Origin of the sequence: Enterococcus sp. ZQ21 (assembly GCF_030053755.1) — a bacterium.
GTDB classification, from domain to species: Bacteria; Bacillota; Bacilli; order Lactobacillales; family Enterococcaceae; genus Enterococcus_B; species Enterococcus_B lactis.
On sequence record NZ_CP125658.1, the window covers coordinates 112290 to 130572 of the forward strand.

Below are 18283 nucleotides of genomic sequence, written 5' to 3' on the forward strand. Positions count from 1 at the left end.
AAATGATCAAATTAGTAGCAATCGATTTGGATGGTACATTATTAAATGAACAAAAGCTGATTTCAGATGAGAATAAACAAGCATTAGCACAAGCAAAACAGCAAGGGGTCAAGATCGTTCTATGTACAGGACGCCCCTTAGCTGCAATGGCGCATTATCTGCAAGAATTAGGGCTGGTAGATGAGGGTGATTACAGCATCACTTTCAACGGCGGTTTGGTACAAAAAAACGATACTGGTGAAATCATGGAAAAGAAAGTGATGGAAGTATCAGATATCCAACGCTTATACAAATTGGCTCAGCAATTGGATCTGCCACTAGATGTTTTGTCTGACAATGTGGTTTTACAGCTGCCTAGTGCCCCAAGAAAGCAATCCTTGTACAATGTGTTGAATAAGCTGCTGCAATTCCAACCAGCGGATATAAGCGATATTACAGATGAATTTGTGCTTAATAAGGCAGTAATCGCTTATGACCAAGAAGAATTAGATCCTAAAATCAAAGAAATACCAGCAGAATTCCATGAAATGTATGAGATCATCAAAACGAGAAGTATGCTTTTGGAATTTATGCCAAAAGGTGTCACAAAAGCTTATGGTATTTCTTTATTGGCAAAAGATCTTGGTTTGAAACAAGAAGAAATCATGGCAATCGGTGATGAAGAAAATGATTTACCGATGATCCAATACGCTGGTCTAGGCGTAGCGATGGAGAATGCTGTGCCTTTCGTCAAAGAAGCAGCAGATTTTGTGACAGCCAGCAATGAAGAAAATGGCGTAGCCAAAGTGATCCAAAAATTTGTATTAGAGTAGGGGGGAGTCAAATGGGATTTTTTGATAAAATCAAGCGTGCTTTTACTGGCGAAGAGAAAACGGAAGAAGTTGAAGTACAGGAGAAGTACGACAAGGGTTTAGAAAAGACGCGTAAAACATTTGGTGAACGGATGAATGAGCTGTTTGCCAATTTTCGAACAGTCGATGAAGACTTTTTTGAAGAATTAGAAGAAACACTTATCGGGGCAGATGTAGGTTTTGAAACAGCGATACGAATCACCGAAGCGTTACGTCAAGAAGTGAAACTCAGAAATGCGAAAAAATCGGCAGAAGTCCAAAATGCGATCATCGAGAAACTTGTGGATCTCTATGAAGCGGAAGGAATCAATGAAGTAAATGAACTAAATATCCAAGAAGACGGACTAACAGTTATTTTGTTTGTCGGCGTCAATGGTGTAGGGAAAACAACAAGTATTGGTAAACTTGCCCATCAGTTCAAAAACGAAGGTAAAAAAGTATTGATGGCAGCAGCAGATACCTTCCGTGCTGGAGCAATCGACCAATTAGTTGTCTGGGGCGAACGCGCTGGTGTTGAAGTTGTTCGTGGCAATGCAGGCGGCGATCCAGCAGCTGTCGTATTCGATGCTTTGGAAAGAGCAAAGACAGAGCAGGCAGATGTTTTACTAGTTGATACTGCAGGCCGACTGCAAAATAAAGTGAACTTGATGAACGAACTAGAAAAAATAAAACGAGTAATCCAGCGGGAATTACCAGAAGCACCCCAAGAAACACTACTTGTATTAGATGCAACAACTGGTCAAAACGCGATGGTTCAAGCAAAACAATTCAAAGAAACAACAGATGTGACCGGTCTTGTTTTGACAAAATTAGATGGTACAGCAAAAGGCGGTATCGTACTTGCTATCCGTAATGAATTGCATTTACCAGTGAAATTGGTTGGGTTGGGTGAAGGCATCGATGACTTGGAGCCGTTTGATCCAAACGATTTTGTCGTTGGATTATTCAAAGGATTGCTAAAAGAAGAATAACCTATGTCTAAAAAGCAGGAGCTGTGACAAAAGTTGCAGCTCCTTGTTTGAATGATTGTTTTTAACATAGCTGTGTTTTTGATGCCTTCATTTTTATACTTATTTGTAAGCGGTTCTCAAACAATTTCGTTCTTTTTCTTAGACTTTTTGATTATAATTAGATTCATATGAATTGGAGGTCACTTAATGATGAATTTTAAGCAATTATTATTGCATGACAATGCGCGCCCTTTTATCGACCAAGCTCGATTTGGTATAGAACGGGAAGGACAGCGGGTTGATCTTGCAGGAAATCTAGCAAAAACCGATCATCCAGCAATCTTTGGCGATCGATCTTATCACCCCTATATCCAAACAGATTTTAGCGAAACACAAACAGAGATGATCACCCCTGTTACCGATTCTATTCCCGAATTATTTCAGTATCTGGCTGCTGTTTATGATGTGACTGCTCGTTCTATACCGAAAGAAGAGATGATCTGGCCATTAAGTATGCCACCTGCCTTACCGGAAAAAGACGAAGAAATCATTATTGCAAAATTAAAAAATTTCGAAGATGTCTTGTATCGACGTTATTTAGCAAAAGAATACGGGAAGCGAAAACAAATGGTAAGCGGCATCCATTTCAATTTTGAATTTGGTGACGAATTGTTAAGAACATTGTTCAGCCATCAGGAAGAATTTCAGGATTTTTCTGAATTCAAAACAGAACTTTATTTGAAAACAGCGAGAAATTTTTTACGCTATCGCTGGATGATCACTTATTTATTTGGTGCTTCACCGATGAGTGAGAAGAACTATTTTATAAATGAATCACACCCGCAAGAACCTGTTCGCAGTATTCGAAACAGTGCGCTAGGCTACACGAATCATCCAAATGTGAAAGTTTCCTATGCTTCCATGAAACAGTATTTAGCAGATATTGAGCGAATGATCGAAGAAGGGAAACTTTCGGAGGAGAAAGAATTTTATACACCGCTTCGTTTCCGAGGCGGAAAGAAAGTCGCAGATCTGGCAAAAACAGGCGTTCGTTATATTGAATTGCGGAATATCGATCTGAACCCTTACGCAAGGCTGGGAATCAATCCGGAACAAGTTCGTTTCTTACAATTATTCCTGATGTATATGCTATGGACAGAAGAAAAAGAAGACAGTGACCAATGGGTGGCAGAAGGTACGACTCGAAATAACAAAGTAGCACTAGAACAACCATCACATCAGACTGAATTTCATCAAGAAGGTAAAGAAATCCTTGAAGGGATGAAGCAAATGCTGGTTGAATTGGATTGGTTGGATTCTCTTTATTTAGTGGAGGATGCATTGACACAAATGGATCATCCCGAACAAACGTTAGCAGCGAAACTCTATCAAGAAGCACAGCTATCGAGCCAGCAAGAAGTTGCTGTGGCATTGGGGCATCAATATTATAAAGAAAGTCATGAACGTCCCTATCAGTTGGCCGGTTTTCGCGAAATGGAACTTTCTACTCAGATATTTATGTTCGATGCCATCCAAAAAGGTGTCCAAGTCAAAGTATTAGATGAGTCGGATCAATTTTTGCGTCTGCAATTCCAAGACCATGTAGAATATGTGAAAAATGCAAACATGACAAGTAAGGACAGCTATATCGTTCCGCTTATCATGGAAAACAAAACAGTAACGAAAAAAGTTTTAAAAGAAACTGGGTTCCGAGTACCAGGAGGCGCAGAATTTTCATCCATGGAAGAAGCCGTAAAAGCTTATCCAAGATTTGCCGATCAGGCCTTTGTGATCAAACCTAAGTCCACAAATTACGGGTTAGGTATCACGATTTTCAAGGAAGGGGCTGATCTGGAGGATTATCAAGCAGGATTGGCGATTGCTTTTCGTGAAGACAGCTCGGTTTTAGTAGAAGAATTTATGCCGGGAACGGAATATCGTTTCTTTGTAATTGATGGAGAAGTCCAAGCCATCATGTTGCGAGTCCCTGCTAATGTTATTGGTGACGGTATCCGAACAGTGAAAGAACTTGTTGAAGAAAAAAATAGTGACCCTTTGCGTGGAACGAATCATCGTGCACCGTTGGAATTGATCCAATTAGGCGAATTAGAACAATTGATGTTGAAAGAACAAGGGTTAACGATCGAATCAGTTCCCCAAGCCAATCAAATTGTTTATCTAAGGGAGAACTCAAATATCAGTACGGGCGGTGATTCGATCGATATGACGGATGAATTTTCTGAAGCTTACAAAAAAATCGCCGTTTCTGCGGTAGAAGCACTAGGAGCTAAAATCAGTGGTATTGATTTGATCATACCAGATAAAGAAATCGATCCTACAACCGATAAAAAAGCATACGGGATCATCGAAGCAAATTTCAATCCAGCGATGCATATGCATGTTTATCCTTTTGCAGGAAAAGGCAGAAGATTGACGATGAATGTATTGAAATTGTTATATCCTGAAGTATTTTAAACGAAAAAGCTTTTGACAGATTGTCCTATTTGATGTCAATCTGTTCAAAAGCTTTTTTGCATGTAAAAATTTATGTGTTTTTTCGTTTTAAAATAAACGATTCCAGAAGCTTTTTTTCTTTTTTGGTTTTTCTTTTTCAGCTGGCGAAGAGTTTTCTTCTGGGTATTTTTTTTCGATATCGATCACAGGTTCATTTACTGCTTCTTTTGCTGTTAAGAGCAATCCGAATTCCTCAGGATTTGCAGTGACGTGATCGTTGACTACAGTGAAACGGCTATTGTTTTTCGTTGCTAGCTGGATATATTGGTTTTGGACAGAAAGGGGTAGAGCCCCATTCAAGAGTATGGAAGCATCTGGATGTTTTTTGAGTTCTTTTAAAAAGTTCTCTTTGTTTTTTGGTTGGATCATTTCAGCAACAGTCATACTAAGATAGCAGCGTTCCCTGAATGTCCCTAAATATTTATGCTGTTCTTCAGGGTTCACTAAAGGTGTACCATAAAGTCCCTTATCCAAATGGCTTTTTACATCATCTTGTGCCATAAAAAATACCCTCCTTCTTCTCTTTGTCTTTCTTACGATTATAGCATATTCCCAATAATACCTAAAACATATGAAAAAGCGGTTGCTTTTGTTCAACGATTCACTTAAAATAAGAATGAAAATCATTCTCAATTAGAAAGGTGGATTGGATGCGCTACGGACGACTAGTAGCATTATTAGTTATTTTAAGTAGTATTTCATTGTTCATCGGAGTATCGAATGTACAATTGTCAGAACTGCTCCAGTTAGATGGGCAAAGCTTACAAATCTTGCTAGCGACTCGTTTGCCGCGAACGATTTGTTTGATCCTTGTGGGAGCGACCAGTAGTATTTGTGGGTTGATTATGCAACATTTGACCCAAAATAAATTTGTTTCACCGACGACTGCGGGCACGATGGATAGTGCGCGTTTAGGTATTTTAGTGGCCATGATTTTCCTACCTGGTGCATCCTTGATCGTCCGATCCTTGACTGCATTTTGCTTTGCTTTCGCAGGAACATTGCTTTTTTTATCCCTTACGCGATTGTTCTCCCAGAAAAATCAATTGATGCTTCCGTTGATTGGGGTCATGTTAGGGAATATCATTGGTTCAGTTGCTACTTTTTTTGCTTATCAATTCCAGTTGGTACAAAATATGACTTCATGGCTTCAAGGGAATTTTGCGACTGTGATACGAGGAAATTATGAGTTATTGTATGCTGTTGTTCCATTGTTGTTCTTGGTTTGGCTATTTGCTTACCGATTTACGATCATTGGTCTGGGCGAATCGTTTGCAGTAAATTTGGGAATAGATTACCAGAAGATGCAGCTTTTAGGTATTGGCTTGGTTTCATGGGCTAGTGCAGTCATGTTGATCATGGTAGGAAGCATTCCTTTTATCGGAGTGATCATTCCGAATCTTGTCTCTAAAATATATGGAGATCAAGTGCACAAAATCATTGGCGTAACTGCTTTAGCAGGTAGTTTGTTCTTAGTATTTTGCGATCTTGTCGCTCGTGTGTTGATTTTTCCTTATGAAATACCAGTCAGTGTGATCGTTGGAATCATCGGTGGGGCTATCTTCCTTTATCTTCTGATAAGGGGGCGACGATATGCTTAAAAAGCCGTCTATTTTTATTGGTATGCTTGTTCTAGTTCTATTTGTTACGGGAGTGTACTTGACGATCCATACATATGGAAACTGGCATTTTGCGTGGGCATTGAGGAGTAAGAAAATTTTTGCATTTATCCTTGTCTCGCTAGCTGTCAGCAGTGCTACGATCAGCTTTCAGACAATTACGCATAACCAGTTTTTGACTCCTTCCGTATTGGGACTTGAGTCGTTATATGTCCTTGTCCAAACGGTCCTTTTCTTCTTTATCGGAGGAGTGACGATGCTTCAGCAGACAGGTACAGGTTTTTTCTTATTGAACGTTGGGCTGATGGTCGGGTTGAGTCTGTTGTTATTTTTCTTTCTTTTGAAAAAAATGAAAGCAAATCTTTTTTTGTTACTGATGTCAGGGATGATTTTAGGCACGCTTTTTGGTAGTGTCAGTACCTTTTTACAAGTCATCATGGATCCGAATGAATATGATTTGCTTCAAGGGAGATTATTTGCAAGTTTTGGCAATATCCAAAGCCAGTATCTTTTGCCTGCTTCTTTGATCATTATCGGCTGCTGGTTCCTGTTATTTCGATATCGACATGTGCTAGACGTTTTCCATCTTGGGAATGAACAAGCTGTAAACCTTGGGATAGACACAGATCGTTTTGAATTTTTGATTTTATGTTGTGTCAGTCTTTTGACAGGGACATCAACGGCTCTTGTGGGTCCAGTTACTTTTTTAGGGTTTATTGTCGCAAATGTCAGTTACCGTGTATTTTCTACTTATCGTCATGGTCAGCTATTTATCGGAAGCTTTCTGGTAGCTATGCTGTTTCTGACAGGCGGACAGCTCGCAGTAGAGCAGATTTTCGGCTGGAATACAACAGTGAGTGTCGTTGTTGAATTTGTCGGAGGAATTTATTTTGTCACAAAATTGATTCGCGAAAGGAAGAGTATCTTATGATCGATTTACAAAAGGTCAATAAACTGTACCATGGAAAATCAGTGGTCAAAGATGTACAGTTAACGATTCCTGAAAAGAAGTTGACTGCTTTTATCGGTCCAAATGGTGCTGGAAAGTCAACGGTGTTGTCGATGATCAGTCGTTTGATACCAAAAGATACAGGTGAAATCTATTTAGACCATAACGAAGTAAAGGCTTGGAAATCCAATGAATTAGCCAAAAAATTATCGATCCTACGACAATCGAATGAAATAAATGTCCAAATTACTGTGAAAGAATTAGTAGAATTTGGACGATTTCCTTATACGAAAGGAAAATTGACGACAAAAGATCAAAAAATCGTTCAGGAATCACTGGAACACCTCGGGTTAGAAGAAATAGCAGATCAATCGATTGACACTCTTTCAGGAGGTCAACTCCAACGTGCGTATATTGCAATGGTACTAGCGCAAGACACGGATTATATTTTACTGGATGAACCTTTGAACAATCTAGATATGAATTTTGCTGTTCAAATCATGCAGATCTTAAAAAAGTTAGTACAAGAAATTGGGAAAACGATTGTTATCGTTCTTCATGATATCAACTTTGCTGCAAGTTATGCAGACGAGATTGTTGCAATGAAAGATGGACAGTTATTTACGCAAGGAACGACCCAAGAAATGATAAAAAAAGATGTATTGGATGAATTGTACGAAATGGACATACGGATTTGTGAGATTGAAGGCCGCAGATTCTGTCTTTATTTCTAAAACTAACATTAGGAGAGAAGAGATGAAAAAATTAGTAGTAGGTATCTTGATTCTAGCATCATTTGGTTTAGCAGCATGTGGAAATAGTAACAACACCAGTCAGGCAGATACAAAGAAAAGCAGTACGCAAGCTGAAACAGCATTAACGATAAAAGACAGTAATGGCGATCAAATCGAGGTGCCAAAGAATCCTGAAAAAGTCGTCGTATTCGACAATGGTTCTTTAGATACGATGGATGCTCTTGGTGTTGGAGATAAGGTAGTTGGAGCAGCTACGAGCAGCCTTCCTGAGTATCTTTCCTCCTATAAAAAAGTGGAATCAGCAGGTGGGATCAAAGAACCAGACTTAGAAAAAATCAATCAGCTTCAGCCAGATCTGATCATCATTTCTGGCCGGCAAAGAGATTTTCAAAAAGATCTAAGTCAAATCGCTCCGACTATTTTCCTTTCTTTAGATGCGAAAAAGCCATGGGAATCTTTCCAGCAAAATGTCACTACTTTAGGGGAAATCTTTGGGAAGCAAGAAGAAGCCAAAACTCAATTAGAGGAATTATCCAATGCAATCGATCAGACGAAAAAGAAAGCAGAAGCGTCTGATAAAAAAGCACTAGTCACACTTGTGAATGAAGGGCAATTGTCAGCCTACGGATCAGGTTCTAGATTTGGTTTCATCCATGATTTATTTGGCTTTGAACAAACGGATGATCAAATCGAAGCATCCACTCACGGTCAAAGTGTTTCTTATGAATATGTGCTAGAAAAAAATCCGGATATCTTATTTGTGGTAGACCGAACAAAAGCTATTGGTGGAGACGACAGCAAAGATGATATTTCTGCCAATGAACTGGTAGCACAAACGAATGCTGGTAAAAATCAGCAGATCATCTCCCTTGAACCAGATGTCTGGTATTTAAGCGGGGGCGGTTTAGAGTCAATGAAACTGATGATCGAAGATGTGGATCAAGCATTTAAGTAGAATCAAAAATAATCGAAAAAATTGAACCTACCGCTAAAAGTTAGATTTTCCAGCTAACTTTTAGCGGTAGGTTTTTATGTGTTTGGGAAATCTTTTTTCTTTAATACACAGGTTAAAGCGCTAATTTCACAACCTTTATTCACGCATGTGTCTCAGCAAGCGGCTGATAGTTGATGATCTGCATTTTTCGATAAAAATCGGCAGGAAGCTTACTCCAACGTTTTAATAATTGATAGAAATAACTTTCTTCTGCTTTGATCTTATACTCGCTTAATATCAATCCAAAACTATTCGTTTGTTTTGCAGCTAATTTTTTATAGATATCCAATGCTTTTGTTTTATCTTCATTGACAAAAAGTGTTTTTACTTCAATATAAGAACCCTCGATGTTTTGTGTTTCTTCGATAAAATAGATACTTTTTATATATTCTTTCATAGTGATTCCTCCAAAGAAGTCTTTTTATTTGATAAGTTTACTTTACCGAAGAGTTGTTAATAATCCGTGAACAAAAAGTTATTCTTTTTCCAATAGTTATTAAGGGATGTTTATTTTTTAGAATATACTTTGTTATTTAAGGAATGGATAAGGTTGGACAAATAACAGGTTGCTTTTTGGAGCCTGCTTCGCTATAGTAGAGAAAAAATAACGAAAGAAGCGGATTTAGATGGGAGAAGAAATTAAAACAGACCTTGTACTGGCAGAAAATCAATGGATAGAAACAGAACGACTTATTTTACGACCCGTCACTTTAGCAGATACAGAGGATGTATATGAATATGCAAGTGATGAGGTAACGACACGGTTCCTCTTTCCCGCAAACCAATCATTAGCAGAAACAAGAGCAACTATTGCTACATCCTTTATAAAGGATCCTTTAGGAAAATATGGTATAGAACTAAAAAAATCAGGTAAACTGATCGGAACGACAGATATCCGTGTGAATGACCACAATGGGACTGCCGAAATCGGTTATGCGCTCAATTCTGCCTATTGGGGAAATGGCTATATGCCTGAAGCTACCGCTGCTTTGCTGAAACTAGGTTTCGAAAAATTAGATCTTGTAAGGATCTTTGCTACCCATGACGTGAGAAATTCCAATTCGGGGCGGGTAATGGAGAAGTTACATATGAAAAAAGAAGGATTGATCCCAGATGCTGAGCGAAGAAATGGCGAAGTGGTTTCTTTAGTGATAAGAGGAATCACAAAATCCGAATGGTTGGCTCTCCAACAAACAGGAAACAGCTAAAACCAGACAAATTAGTTGCATCTGATGAATAAAGTGATTATTCTATGACGTGAGGTGATACAGATGAAATTAGAAGTGACAAAAGAAGCACAAGAAGTATTGAAAAATAAATTAGAAGCAGATGATCAACTTTTATTAGATATCGAAAACGGCGACGGTCCATTTGCAGAAAGCCAAGTCAGTTGCCAATTAGACACGGCATTTCGATTGATCATTGTTAAAAAAGATACACAAACAGATCTAAGTCTTTATTCTGTAGTGGCTGATACACCAGTTGGACCAATCAAAATTAAAGACAGTGCAATACTTTACATGGATGATCCATCAACACTTGCTTTAGAACCAACTTACAATAGTTTACAATTAAAAGGACCAAGCGGTTTGAGAAAAGGCAACTTGCAAGTTGTTCGAAAAGACTAGAGGGATAAAATGGGAAAATTGGCGATCATCAGCGACTTACATGTGGACATCAATAAATTCGGCGAATCAGAGCTGATGCAGCTTTGGCAAGTTTTGCAAAAGCACAAGATCACTCGGCTTCATCTAGCCGGAGATACGGCCAATAAAGTAGATCGATGCCTAGCTGTTGTCGAATTTTTCGTCAATAAAGGATTATCTACGACCTTTCATTTCGGCAATCACGAGTTGGCAGATGTGACCAATGAACAGATGATGGACCATTTTCCAGACCCACATTTTTTAAATGAACGGTATATTGCTTTAAATGAGCAGACCGTTCTTTTAGGGATGAATGGCTGGTACGACTATCAGTTTTCCGAATTGAAAGATTACGATGCAATCGTACGAATGAAACGTTTGTATTGGTATGATCGGTTCATCCAGCGTGGGAAAACAGATCTCGAGGTCAATGCAGAAATGCTCGCAGCTGCAAAAAATTTGCTAGACCAGTTGGAAGCAAAAAAGCTTGAGGTCATCTTATCCACTCATTTCGTCCCTAAACGAGCATTTATCGTGTATCAATCTGCTCCTTATGAGCGTTGGAACAAATTAAATGCGTTTTTAGGATCAGAATCATTCGGAAAATTACTAGACCATTACTCAAATATCAAGCAAGTAGTTTTTGGTCATACGCATCGGCGGTTCGAAGATCAGTTGATCCATGGAGCAATTTATAGTTGTCGACCATTCGGTTATTATTATGAATGGCAACTGACTCGTGATTTTGTTTTGAAAGAACAGTTGTTAGACAGCTATGATCCTATGAAATTACGTGTACTCTTGCGTGCCCATCATCCAGCTTTCCAGCACTATCAAACACAACATTTGCAAGAGGAATTTGAACAAGCGATGACGATCATTTCGTATTGAGACAGCATTAGCGATGTGTAAAAGAAAATCCCTGTTAAATATAAGGATAAGTAAGAGCAGTAGATCCATTTATCGTGGATATGCTGCTTTTTTGCTGTGGAGAATAGTTAGCGAATGTTTATTTGATCAATTGGTTCATAACATAGGGAGTACTAGATGCAAGCGTTTATTCTTTTTTTATCTGATACTGTCAAAAAATAATATAATATGTCTTTTTTATTTACTTATAATAACTATTGATTGCAGTCTTGACAGTCAAGTCATATTTGATGGATGGGGGTGTGAGACGTACAAATGATTTTAAAGACTATGACAGCTATAGTTCTAATTTTAATTGCATCAAGCGGCAATAGAAAAATAAGAATCAAAACGGACTGATAATCACCTAACAACTAATCGACATATATGAGCAGACACGGGACGATATTCTTCTCTCTCATAAGTTCCGTAAAGCAAACATGTGCTATGGATCGATTGTATATTTATTAAAAAAAGAAAGAGGGATGGCAATGATGAAAAAAGAAACTATATTAGTAGCAACGATGTTATTCAGTATGGCAGTAAGTGCGACTTTTGTCTCTGCAGCTGAAGTATACCCAAAGGAATATAACACAGACGGAACGATCACATTTGAAGCAGGAGATGAGGGAATAACTCCTCCAGTTGATCCGGAAGATCCTGATCCCAACGTCCCTGTCGATCCAGTAGACCCTCCAAGTCCTGGAACAGGAGGAGCATTATCGATTGATTATGGATCAAAATTCAAATTTGGGACTCAAAAAATTTCTACTGCAGATAAAACGTATTATGCATCTGCTGATGAAATGACTGATGGTTCTAAAAAACCGACATATGTCCAAGTGACAGATAAAAGAGGAACACTATCTGGGTGGAAATTAAGTGTAGCCCAACCAGAACAATTTAAAACTGCCAGTGGGGACGAACTAGTTGGAGCACAGCTGAAGTTTACGAAAGGACAGGCTGTTTCTTTGGTTGATCCAACATATACACCTGAAACGGTCAATTCTGAATTAACGCTGACACCAGGAGGAAATAATACGTTAGCAATCAATGCTAAATCAGGAACAGGTGTGGGGACTTGGGTCTATCGATTTGGTGCGAATGAAAATGAAAATAAAGATGCGGTACAGCTTTCGGTACCTGGTACATCGGTCAAGTTAGCACAACAATATTCTACTAAATTAGTTTGGACATTAGAAGATACACCTAATAACTAGTTTACTTGCGAGAACAGTTCATCTGGGAATTCAACGATCAGGAGGAAAAGATATAGTGAAAAAGAGAAGAATCGCGCTCATTTTAAGCAGTCTATTAGCGACTAATATCTTTCCGATTATAGGGTATTCTTTGGAATCGAATCAGTTGGTGAATGATAATAGAAGAGTCGAAGAAAGCAAAGAGGCTTCGACACTCGATCGTTTAACAGAATCCAGCCAGATCCAAGAAAGCAGTGAGAATTCAAGTACTACTGACAGTAAAGAGACCACTGACAAAGAAGAATCTGAAGAGTTAATCAAACAGCCATTAGAGAATGCCCCGACTTATCGAGTGGGGCTGCCTAATGATCCCAATATTATTTCTATTGATAAGATTTTTCAACAACCTATCGGCACCAGCACATCCATATTGGAAAACGGGAAGCTATTGCAACTGAATCCAGCAGAGAGGTCTCAAAGAGGAGCTATTTGGTCAAACAATAAAATCGATTTACGCTCAGATTTTACATTTAAATGTTATTTATATTTAGGAAATCAACGAGATAAAGCAGGAGATGGTATGACTTTTACATTGACTGGTGATTCTAGAATGGCTAATGATCCCAGTCAAGTTATCGGTTCCCCAGGTATGGGAATTGGTTCTTATTCGACTCGATCAGGACAGCCTTATGTCGCAAATGCACTCTCGATTGAGTTCGACACATATAAAAATAGTGGCTCTTCTGATCGAATGGATCGTGAAATAACTGCCGATAATAAGGGACATGGACATGTCGCCTTTGTCACTCCTAAACCAAATAACAACAATTATTCCGGAGAGCATACTGGCGTAACAGTAGCACCTACCTTTCTCTCTGATGGTACATGGCGTACATTAATCATTCAATGGGACGCGTCTCAAAGAAGTCTCACCTATGATCTGGAAGGTGTCGGTCGCTCTTCTCACATTGTACCTGATCTCATCAGTCAATTCGGTTCTACAGAAGTAAATTGGGGATTTACTTCTTCAACAGGTACATTTTTTCAAGAAAACGCTATCGCGATGACACAACTTCCATCTAATGTGTCATCATCAGCTGATGTAAAAGTCAATGATAGTGATTATGGGGCCATCGCTGAAGTTGAAAGAAACGATAAGATAACTATCAGAAATACATTGAAAGTTACTGGGAATTTTCTTGAAGATAAGAAATTGGAGACTAGTATAGACCTACCACAAGAATTAAATATTCCTGAGCGTATCTTGATCAACGGAAATCAAGTTGATGCCAAAGATATCCTGATAACAGGAAACCGAGTCACACTCAATCTAGGAGATTATTTTGTTCTTGGAGATACATTGATTATTGAGTTGGAAACAGACTTGCAAGAAGTCATTCCCGAAAAGATACTGACTATGCACTTTGAATATCTTGAGAATGCAAAGTTAATTGAGCAGTCAAATGATATCAGTCTGACGATTGCGAAGCTGAAGGAAATAGATGTCCATGTTTATTATAAAGAGAATGAGAGTCAAAATGATCTCGCAGAAATGAAAACAATCACTGGAAAAATCGGAGAGAATTATAAAGAAGTTCCTATTGATATTGAGGGATATGTTTTTGACTCTGATTCAGCGAATACAGAAGGTGTCTTTTCCGAAAATACAGCGGATATCTATTTTTATTACAGAAAAGGAAAGCTTTATCTTTCAGCGGCTCCTCAGTATGTAGATTTTGGGCAACATAAAATATCCAATAACCATTAAGTGTATTTGGGCAATTTTCAGGTGGATTGAAAATCATGGATGAACGGGCTTCTGGAGGTTGGATATTACAATTGAAACAAGAAAAAGTTCTTACAAATGGAACGTTTGAACTCCCGGAAGCTCTTTCGTTTGTTACTTCTGAAGAGACAACGGTTATAGGGTCATCTGCTGTTACGATTTTTGAAAGTGACCAAAAAGGCGAAAGTGATTTGTCTGCTATTTTAGATTCTACATCTCAACATGGAATCAGAATAGATATTCCTGTAGAAAATCAAAGGATTGGAACATTTGAGGGGAAACTATCCTGGATTCTTGCAGATGTTCCAGAAAATTAATAAAAAGAGAAGATGAGGACAAAAGCATGGTTCACCAAGGACAACAGGAACCATAAATACTTATTTCCTGCACAGCTTAAAATGGCAGAGACACGCTTTTGTTCCCGTCTTTTCTTACATATGATGAAAGGAGCGATTTTCTTGAAACCAAAACAGCAATTATTTATAACACTCCTAGTTATTATAGGGACACTTTTTAACCAGTTACCAGTGACAGCTAGTGCATTCAATTTTTCGGTGACGCCAATAACTTCAGAGAATCAGATCGATAAAAGAAAAACTTATTTCGATCTCCAACTTGTTCCAGATCAGGAAGTAGAATTAAAAGCAGAATTGAGAAATGATACGGAAAAAGAAGTGAAAATCGACATTTCTGTGAATAGCGCAACGACTAATTCAAACGTAATGGTTGAATATGGAAAAAATGAGATTGAAAAAGACGAAAGTCTAATCTTTGATCTGATTGACTATGTGAGTTACCCAGAGACAGTGACACTGGAACCTAAAAGCGTTCAAACCGTGGTTTTTCATGCCAAGATGCCAAAAGATCGATTCGATGGTGTATTGGCTGGTGGAATCACATTCAAAGAAATTGTGACGGAAAAGGATCAAACAGAAAACAAGGATCAAAGCTTATCGATTGAGAATGAATACGCCTATACTGTTGCCTTGTTAATGCGACAGACACTGAATGAAGTTGCTCCTAACCTAGTACTCCATGAAGTTAAACCTGATCAAATCAATGCAAGAAATGTCATTTTAGCAAACGTCCAAAATGATCAAAAAACCTATATCAATCAAGTAGTTATTGAAACAAAAATTACAAAAAAAGGACATTCTGAAGTTTTATATCAGGAGGAAAAAGAAGGATTGCAGATTGCGCCGAATACAAACTTTTCTTTTCCAACAGCTTTGAATGGTCAGCCACTAACTCCAGGCGAATATCATCTCACAATGACCATTCTAGGAAATGAAAATGAAAACGGAAAATTCTCAAGAAAAAAAGAAAATACCACCATCAACTATACCGACCAATGGATATTTGAAAAAGTGTTTATGATAGACGGGAAAGAAGCCAAGGAATTGAATACGAAAGATGTGACGATTAAAAAGGCCAATAATTGGATCTACATCTTGGAAGCGCTGATTTTCTTGTTGTTCGTTTTAATACTTATCCTTTGGTTTATTTTGAGAAAGAAAGAAGAGAAAGAAAAGTAAAATCAAAATAACAAATAATAGTTTTTCCTTATTGCGTGATATTTAAGTCCTTTTTCTATAGTATAAAATGCTTTTGTATTAGCGTAGATGCCTATAAGTAAATGATATAATCATTATAACTGGTATAACAGCAAGAATGGTCAATAAACGGATCCTCCAGGTTGTGTAGCGTACAGTTGGGACGATGCAGAAGAAGGGATAGTAGCAGTGAAGGAATGGAAACAGCAATATACGTAGAAAGAGCTGATGGCTAATGAATTATGAGTTTTTTTTAAGCAAGGAAGATTATAGAAGTTATTCATTACTTAAATATTTAGAAGCAAGCTCAAATTTATCAGAATCAATCTCGGATATTCAAGAGAAACTATCGTTATCGACATTTCTCTTGAAAAAAACTATCGATAAGCTAAAATATGATTTACAAATGTTCGATTTAGAGAAAAATTTTCGTCTAACTGTTAATGAATTGATGATATGTTTGGAAATCAATGGTAAAAGTTCTAGTAAAGCCCTATTATCTCGCTATATAACAGATTCTTTATCCATGAAAATGGTATTGGCTTTCTTTCAGGAAAAATATATCTCAATAGAAAATTTTGCTGAACAGCATCATGTGAGTTATTCTGTGGCGTATAAAGTATTGCAAGGGCTGAAAAGAAATCTAAAAAAGTATCAAATTTTTTTTGAGAAAAGAAAGTTGACAGGAAATCCTAAAAACATCCGCCTTTTTTTATATAATCTTTTTAACTCAACAGAAATAAGTGTTGAAAAGTTGTATGCGCTACCTATAATTATAAAAACAGAAAAAATGGTAAAAAATTTAAATCGGTATTATCCTCTTTCCGCTTATGAAAAAAAGAAATTATTCCACTTTTTAGCAATCAATCTATTGTCTGAACAAGAAGATTCTTTAGATATTGTCAACAATCAGCCGCTATTTTTCTCAGATATAGGATTTTTCTATCTAAAAGGAGTACTGGAGACAGAATCAGTTGTTTTTATCTGTAAGATCCTCTCGTGGCTTTATTTCCATGATAAGTTAGATCAAAAGTATTTGAGGAAAAAAGAAGATGAAACAATCGAATGGTTGAATGAGCGGTTCATTGAAAGTTTTGAAAAACGGTTCAAACGGTTACCGAAAGAAACGAGAAAATCGATCCAAAATGAGTTAACCAAAATACATTTTAAACTTTTGCATTATACCCTTAATAAATCGGATGAATTTCCACTAGATATTTCTTTTTTTAATCAAAACTATCCTACATTTTATTGCTATCTATTAGAGTATATGAATGATCTAATGTCAAAACACAAAGAGTTGCTTCAAGATAAATTTTTTCTTTTTTTCAGTTATTTATTGTTATTGATCAATCACATACCCGTTCAACTAGTTTCTGAGCCAGTAAAGATCATCATCGATTTTTCCTATGGTGCTGCCTATAATCGATTTATCAAGAAAAATTTAAGTTTGTACATTAATCTGAATACGGAAGTGATAGAGGCTGGAAAACTTGATTTTCCGGATGTTATAATCACGAATAGAAACAATTTATATGAAGAAAGTGTGTCTCAAGTAGTGGTTTGGCTTGATCCGCCAAGAGCAGTAGACTGGGGGAACCTTACAAAGATTTTGTTGACTATCCAAGAAGAGAAATACAAAGACAGCAAAATTGACAAGCAAATAGACGATTTTCCTGAAGAAATCATCGACAGGATCGAATAGTGAACTTCTTTTAGAAAGTCCACCTGCTTTTTCTAAAATAAAAAACTTGGTACGCAATCGCTGTACCAAGTTTTTTTATTTAGCTTTTAATTAAGCCATAAATAATAATTTATATAAGAATACTGCTACGACACCAGCACAGATAGGTGCAACAACGGGTACCCATGCATATCCCCATTGAGAAGAACCTTTATGTTTCAATGGAAGTAGTGCGTGTACAAGACGTGGTGCAAAGTCACGAGCTGGGTTCAGACCAGGACCTGTAGGACCACCAAGTGAAGCAACTAATGTCCATACAAGGAAACCAAGTGCTAAGTGAGCTGTACCAAGGTTATCTTGGAAGAATGGTGCTTTTGTAATACCTAAAGCTCCAAAGAATAAAACGAATGAACCAAAGAATTCATTGACGAAACCATTGAATTTAGAACCAACACTGTTGATTGTTGAGAATGTACCTAACACATGGTTTACATCTTCTGTTTGGTCGTAGTAAGGTTTGTAACAAGCCACTACGATCAATTGTCCGATCGCTGCACCAATCAATTGTGCAATGATATAAGGAACAACTTCAGCCCAAGGGAACAATCCATTAGACGCTAAGGCAATCGTAAATGCTGGGTTGATGTGGTTACCGCTGATTCCGCCAAAGATCATTGCCGGCATCATAACCCCAAATCCATATCCGACAGCAATCAGCATCCAGTCGCTGCCATATCCTTTTGTACCTTTTAAATCTACGTTTGCTACAGCACCGTTACCTAGCACGATTAGTAATGCTGTACCAATCATTTCCGCCGCAAGACGGGTCATTAGTGAGTAATCCATAAATACCTCCAAATGTTATAAAAATGCA

At 37.7% G+C, this 18283-nt stretch carries 16 protein-coding genes and 1 pseudogene; 14 read left to right on the forward strand and 3 right to left on the reverse strand.

Annotated elements, in window-relative coordinates:
* Nucleotides 1-2 precede the first annotated feature (2 nt).
* The 3 genes from QK255_RS00565 (at nt 3) to gshAB (ending at nt 4276) form a co-directional block, all read left to right on the forward strand.
* Nucleotides 3-812 (forward strand): Cof-type HAD-IIB family hydrolase, encoded by an 810-nt coding sequence (locus tag QK255_RS00565; protein ID WP_002287898.1) that lies wholly within the window; start codon nt 3-5, stop codon nt 810-812.
* Nucleotides 813-823: 11 nt separating this feature from the next.
* Nucleotides 824-1822, forward strand: coding sequence for a signal recognition particle-docking protein FtsY (gene ftsY / locus QK255_RS00570; RefSeq protein WP_002287900.1), 999 nt, complete (start codon nt 824-826; stop codon nt 1820-1822).
* A gap of 186 nt (nt 1823-2008) precedes the next feature.
* Entirely contained in the window at nt 2009-4276 is a 2268-nt protein-coding gene (gene gshAB, locus QK255_RS00575) for a bifunctional glutamate--cysteine ligase GshA/glutathione synthetase GshB (protein ID WP_002290482.1), read from the forward strand.
* Between the two features lie 87 nt (nt 4277-4363).
* Here gshAB and QK255_RS00580 read toward each other — a convergent pair whose 3' ends face one another.
* On the reverse strand, nt 4364-4816 hold the full coding sequence (locus tag QK255_RS00580; RefSeq protein ID WP_002290483.1) for a YueI family protein: 453 nt from the start codon (nt 4814-4816) through the stop codon (nt 4364-4366).
* 149 nt (nt 4817-4965) lie between these two features.
* On the opposite strand from QK255_RS00580, the gene QK255_RS00585 reads away from it, so the two are divergent.
* From QK255_RS00585 to QK255_RS00600, 4 genes are read left to right on the forward strand one after another with little or no spacing between them, the layout of a single operon-like run.
* Complete coding sequence (locus tag QK255_RS00585) at nt 4966-5916, forward strand: ABC transporter permease (RefSeq protein ID WP_174126413.1); 951 nt, start codon at nt 4966-4968, stop codon at nt 5914-5916.
* On the forward strand, nt 5909-6865 hold the full coding sequence (locus QK255_RS00590) for an iron chelate uptake ABC transporter family permease subunit (protein WP_002290485.1): 957 nt from the start codon (nt 5909-5911) through the stop codon (nt 6863-6865). The genes QK255_RS00585 and QK255_RS00590 overlap by 8 nt, the downstream gene beginning before the upstream one ends.
* Nucleotides 6862-7617: an iron ABC transporter ATP-binding protein gene (locus QK255_RS00595; RefSeq protein ID WP_002290486.1), complete on the forward strand. Its 756-nt coding sequence runs from the start codon at nt 6862-6864 to the stop codon at nt 7615-7617. The genes QK255_RS00590 and QK255_RS00595 overlap by 4 nt, the downstream gene beginning before the upstream one ends.
* 22 nt (nt 7618-7639) lie before the next feature.
* A complete protein-coding gene (locus tag QK255_RS00600) occupies nt 7640-8593 on the forward strand; it encodes a siderophore ABC transporter substrate-binding protein (protein ID WP_002290487.1) in 954 nt (317 codons plus the stop codon).
* Between the two features lie 139 nt (nt 8594-8732).
* Here the strand turns inward: QK255_RS00600 and QK255_RS00605 are convergent, their stop codons facing one another.
* Nucleotides 8733-9029 (reverse strand): hypothetical protein, encoded by a 297-nt coding sequence (locus QK255_RS00605; protein WP_002290488.1) that lies wholly within the window; start codon nt 9027-9029, stop codon nt 8733-8735.
* A 229-nt stretch (nt 9030-9258) separates the two neighbouring features.
* On the opposite strand from QK255_RS00605, the gene QK255_RS00610 reads away from it, so the two are divergent.
* The 7 genes and pseudogenes from QK255_RS00610 (at nt 9259) to QK255_RS00645 (ending at nt 17430) form a co-directional block, all read left to right on the forward strand.
* Nucleotides 9259-9840 carry a GNAT family N-acetyltransferase gene (locus tag QK255_RS00610; protein WP_002336159.1) on the forward strand — a complete coding sequence of 194 codons (582 nt, stop codon included), beginning with the start codon at nt 9259-9261 and terminating at the stop codon, nt 9838-9840.
* Between the two features lie 63 nt (nt 9841-9903).
* On the forward strand, nt 9904-10260 hold the full coding sequence (locus tag QK255_RS00615; protein ID WP_002287910.1) for an iron-sulfur cluster biosynthesis family protein: 357 nt from the start codon (nt 9904-9906) through the stop codon (nt 10258-10260).
* A 9-nt stretch (nt 10261-10269) separates the two neighbouring features.
* Complete coding sequence (locus QK255_RS00620; RefSeq protein WP_002290492.1) at nt 10270-11169, forward strand: metallophosphoesterase; 900 nt, start codon at nt 10270-10272, stop codon at nt 11167-11169.
* A gap of 512 nt (nt 11170-11681) precedes the next feature.
* Entirely contained in the window at nt 11682-12407 is a 726-nt protein-coding gene (locus tag QK255_RS00625) for a WxL domain-containing protein (protein WP_025477444.1), read from the forward strand.
* A 55-nt stretch (nt 12408-12462) separates the two neighbouring features.
* A pseudogene (locus QK255_RS00630) lies at nt 12463-14489 on the forward strand (lectin-like domain-containing protein).
* Nucleotides 14490-14609: 120 nt separating this feature from the next.
* Nucleotides 14610-15707 (forward strand): WxLIP family cell surface protein, encoded by a 1098-nt coding sequence (locus QK255_RS00640; protein ID WP_002315536.1) that lies wholly within the window; start codon nt 14610-14612, stop codon nt 15705-15707.
* Nucleotides 15708-16176: 469 nt separating this feature from the next.
* Nucleotides 16177-17430, forward strand: a complete 1254-nt coding sequence (locus QK255_RS00645) for a helix-turn-helix domain-containing protein (protein ID WP_283341623.1) — start codon at nt 16177-16179, stop codon at nt 17428-17430.
* 90 nt (nt 17431-17520) lie between these two features.
* Here QK255_RS00645 and QK255_RS00650 read toward each other — a convergent pair whose 3' ends face one another.
* Nucleotides 17521-18255 (reverse strand): MIP/aquaporin family protein, encoded by a 735-nt coding sequence (locus tag QK255_RS00650; RefSeq protein ID WP_002290500.1) that lies wholly within the window; start codon nt 18253-18255, stop codon nt 17521-17523.
* Between the last annotated feature and the right edge of the window lie 28 nt (nt 18256-18283).

Bases quoted from the DNA above. Each gene is read 5' to 3' on its own strand.
- QK255_RS00615 (WP_002287910.1), top strand. From the start codon at position 9,904: ATGAAATTAGAAGTGACAAAAGAAGCACAAGAAGTATTGAAAAATAAA.
- QK255_RS00605 (WP_002290488.1), bottom strand. From the start codon at position 9,029: ATGAAAGAATATATAAAAAGTATCTATTTTATCGAAGAAACACAAAAC.
- QK255_RS00590 (WP_002290485.1), top strand. From the start codon at position 5,909: ATGCTTAAAAAGCCGTCTATTTTTATTGGTATGCTTGTTCTAGTTCTA.
- QK255_RS00580 (WP_002290483.1), bottom strand. From the start codon at position 4,816: ATGGCACAAGATGATGTAAAAAGCCATTTGGATAAGGGACTTTATGGT.
- gshAB (WP_002290482.1), top strand. From the start codon at position 2,009: ATGATGAATTTTAAGCAATTATTATTGCATGACAATGCGCGCCCTTTT.
- QK255_RS00600 (WP_002290487.1), top strand. From the start codon at position 7,640: ATGAAAAAATTAGTAGTAGGTATCTTGATTCTAGCATCATTTGGTTTA.
- QK255_RS00585 (WP_174126413.1), top strand. From the start codon at position 4,966: ATGCGCTACGGACGACTAGTAGCATTATTAGTTATTTTAAGTAGTATT.
- QK255_RS00620 (WP_002290492.1), top strand. From the start codon at position 10,270: ATGGGAAAATTGGCGATCATCAGCGACTTACATGTGGACATCAATAAA.
- QK255_RS00645 (WP_283341623.1), top strand. From the start codon at position 16,177: ATGATATGTTTGGAAATCAATGGTAAAAGTTCTAGTAAAGCCCTATTA.
- QK255_RS00610 (WP_002336159.1), top strand. From the start codon at position 9,259: ATGGGAGAAGAAATTAAAACAGACCTTGTACTGGCAGAAAATCAATGG.
- ftsY (WP_002287900.1), top strand. From the start codon at position 824: ATGGGATTTTTTGATAAAATCAAGCGTGCTTTTACTGGCGAAGAGAAA.
- QK255_RS00640 (WP_002315536.1), top strand. From the start codon at position 14,610: ATGATGAAAGGAGCGATTTTCTTGAAACCAAAACAGCAATTATTTATA.
- QK255_RS00565 (WP_002287898.1), top strand. From the start codon at position 3: ATGATCAAATTAGTAGCAATCGATTTGGATGGTACATTATTAAATGAA.
- QK255_RS00625 (WP_025477444.1), top strand. From the start codon at position 11,682: ATGAAAAAAGAAACTATATTAGTAGCAACGATGTTATTCAGTATGGCA.
- QK255_RS00650 (WP_002290500.1), bottom strand. From the start codon at position 18,255: ATGGATTACTCACTAATGACCCGTCTTGCGGCGGAAATGATTGGTACA.
- QK255_RS00595 (WP_002290486.1), top strand. From the start codon at position 6,862: ATGATCGATTTACAAAAGGTCAATAAACTGTACCATGGAAAATCAGTG.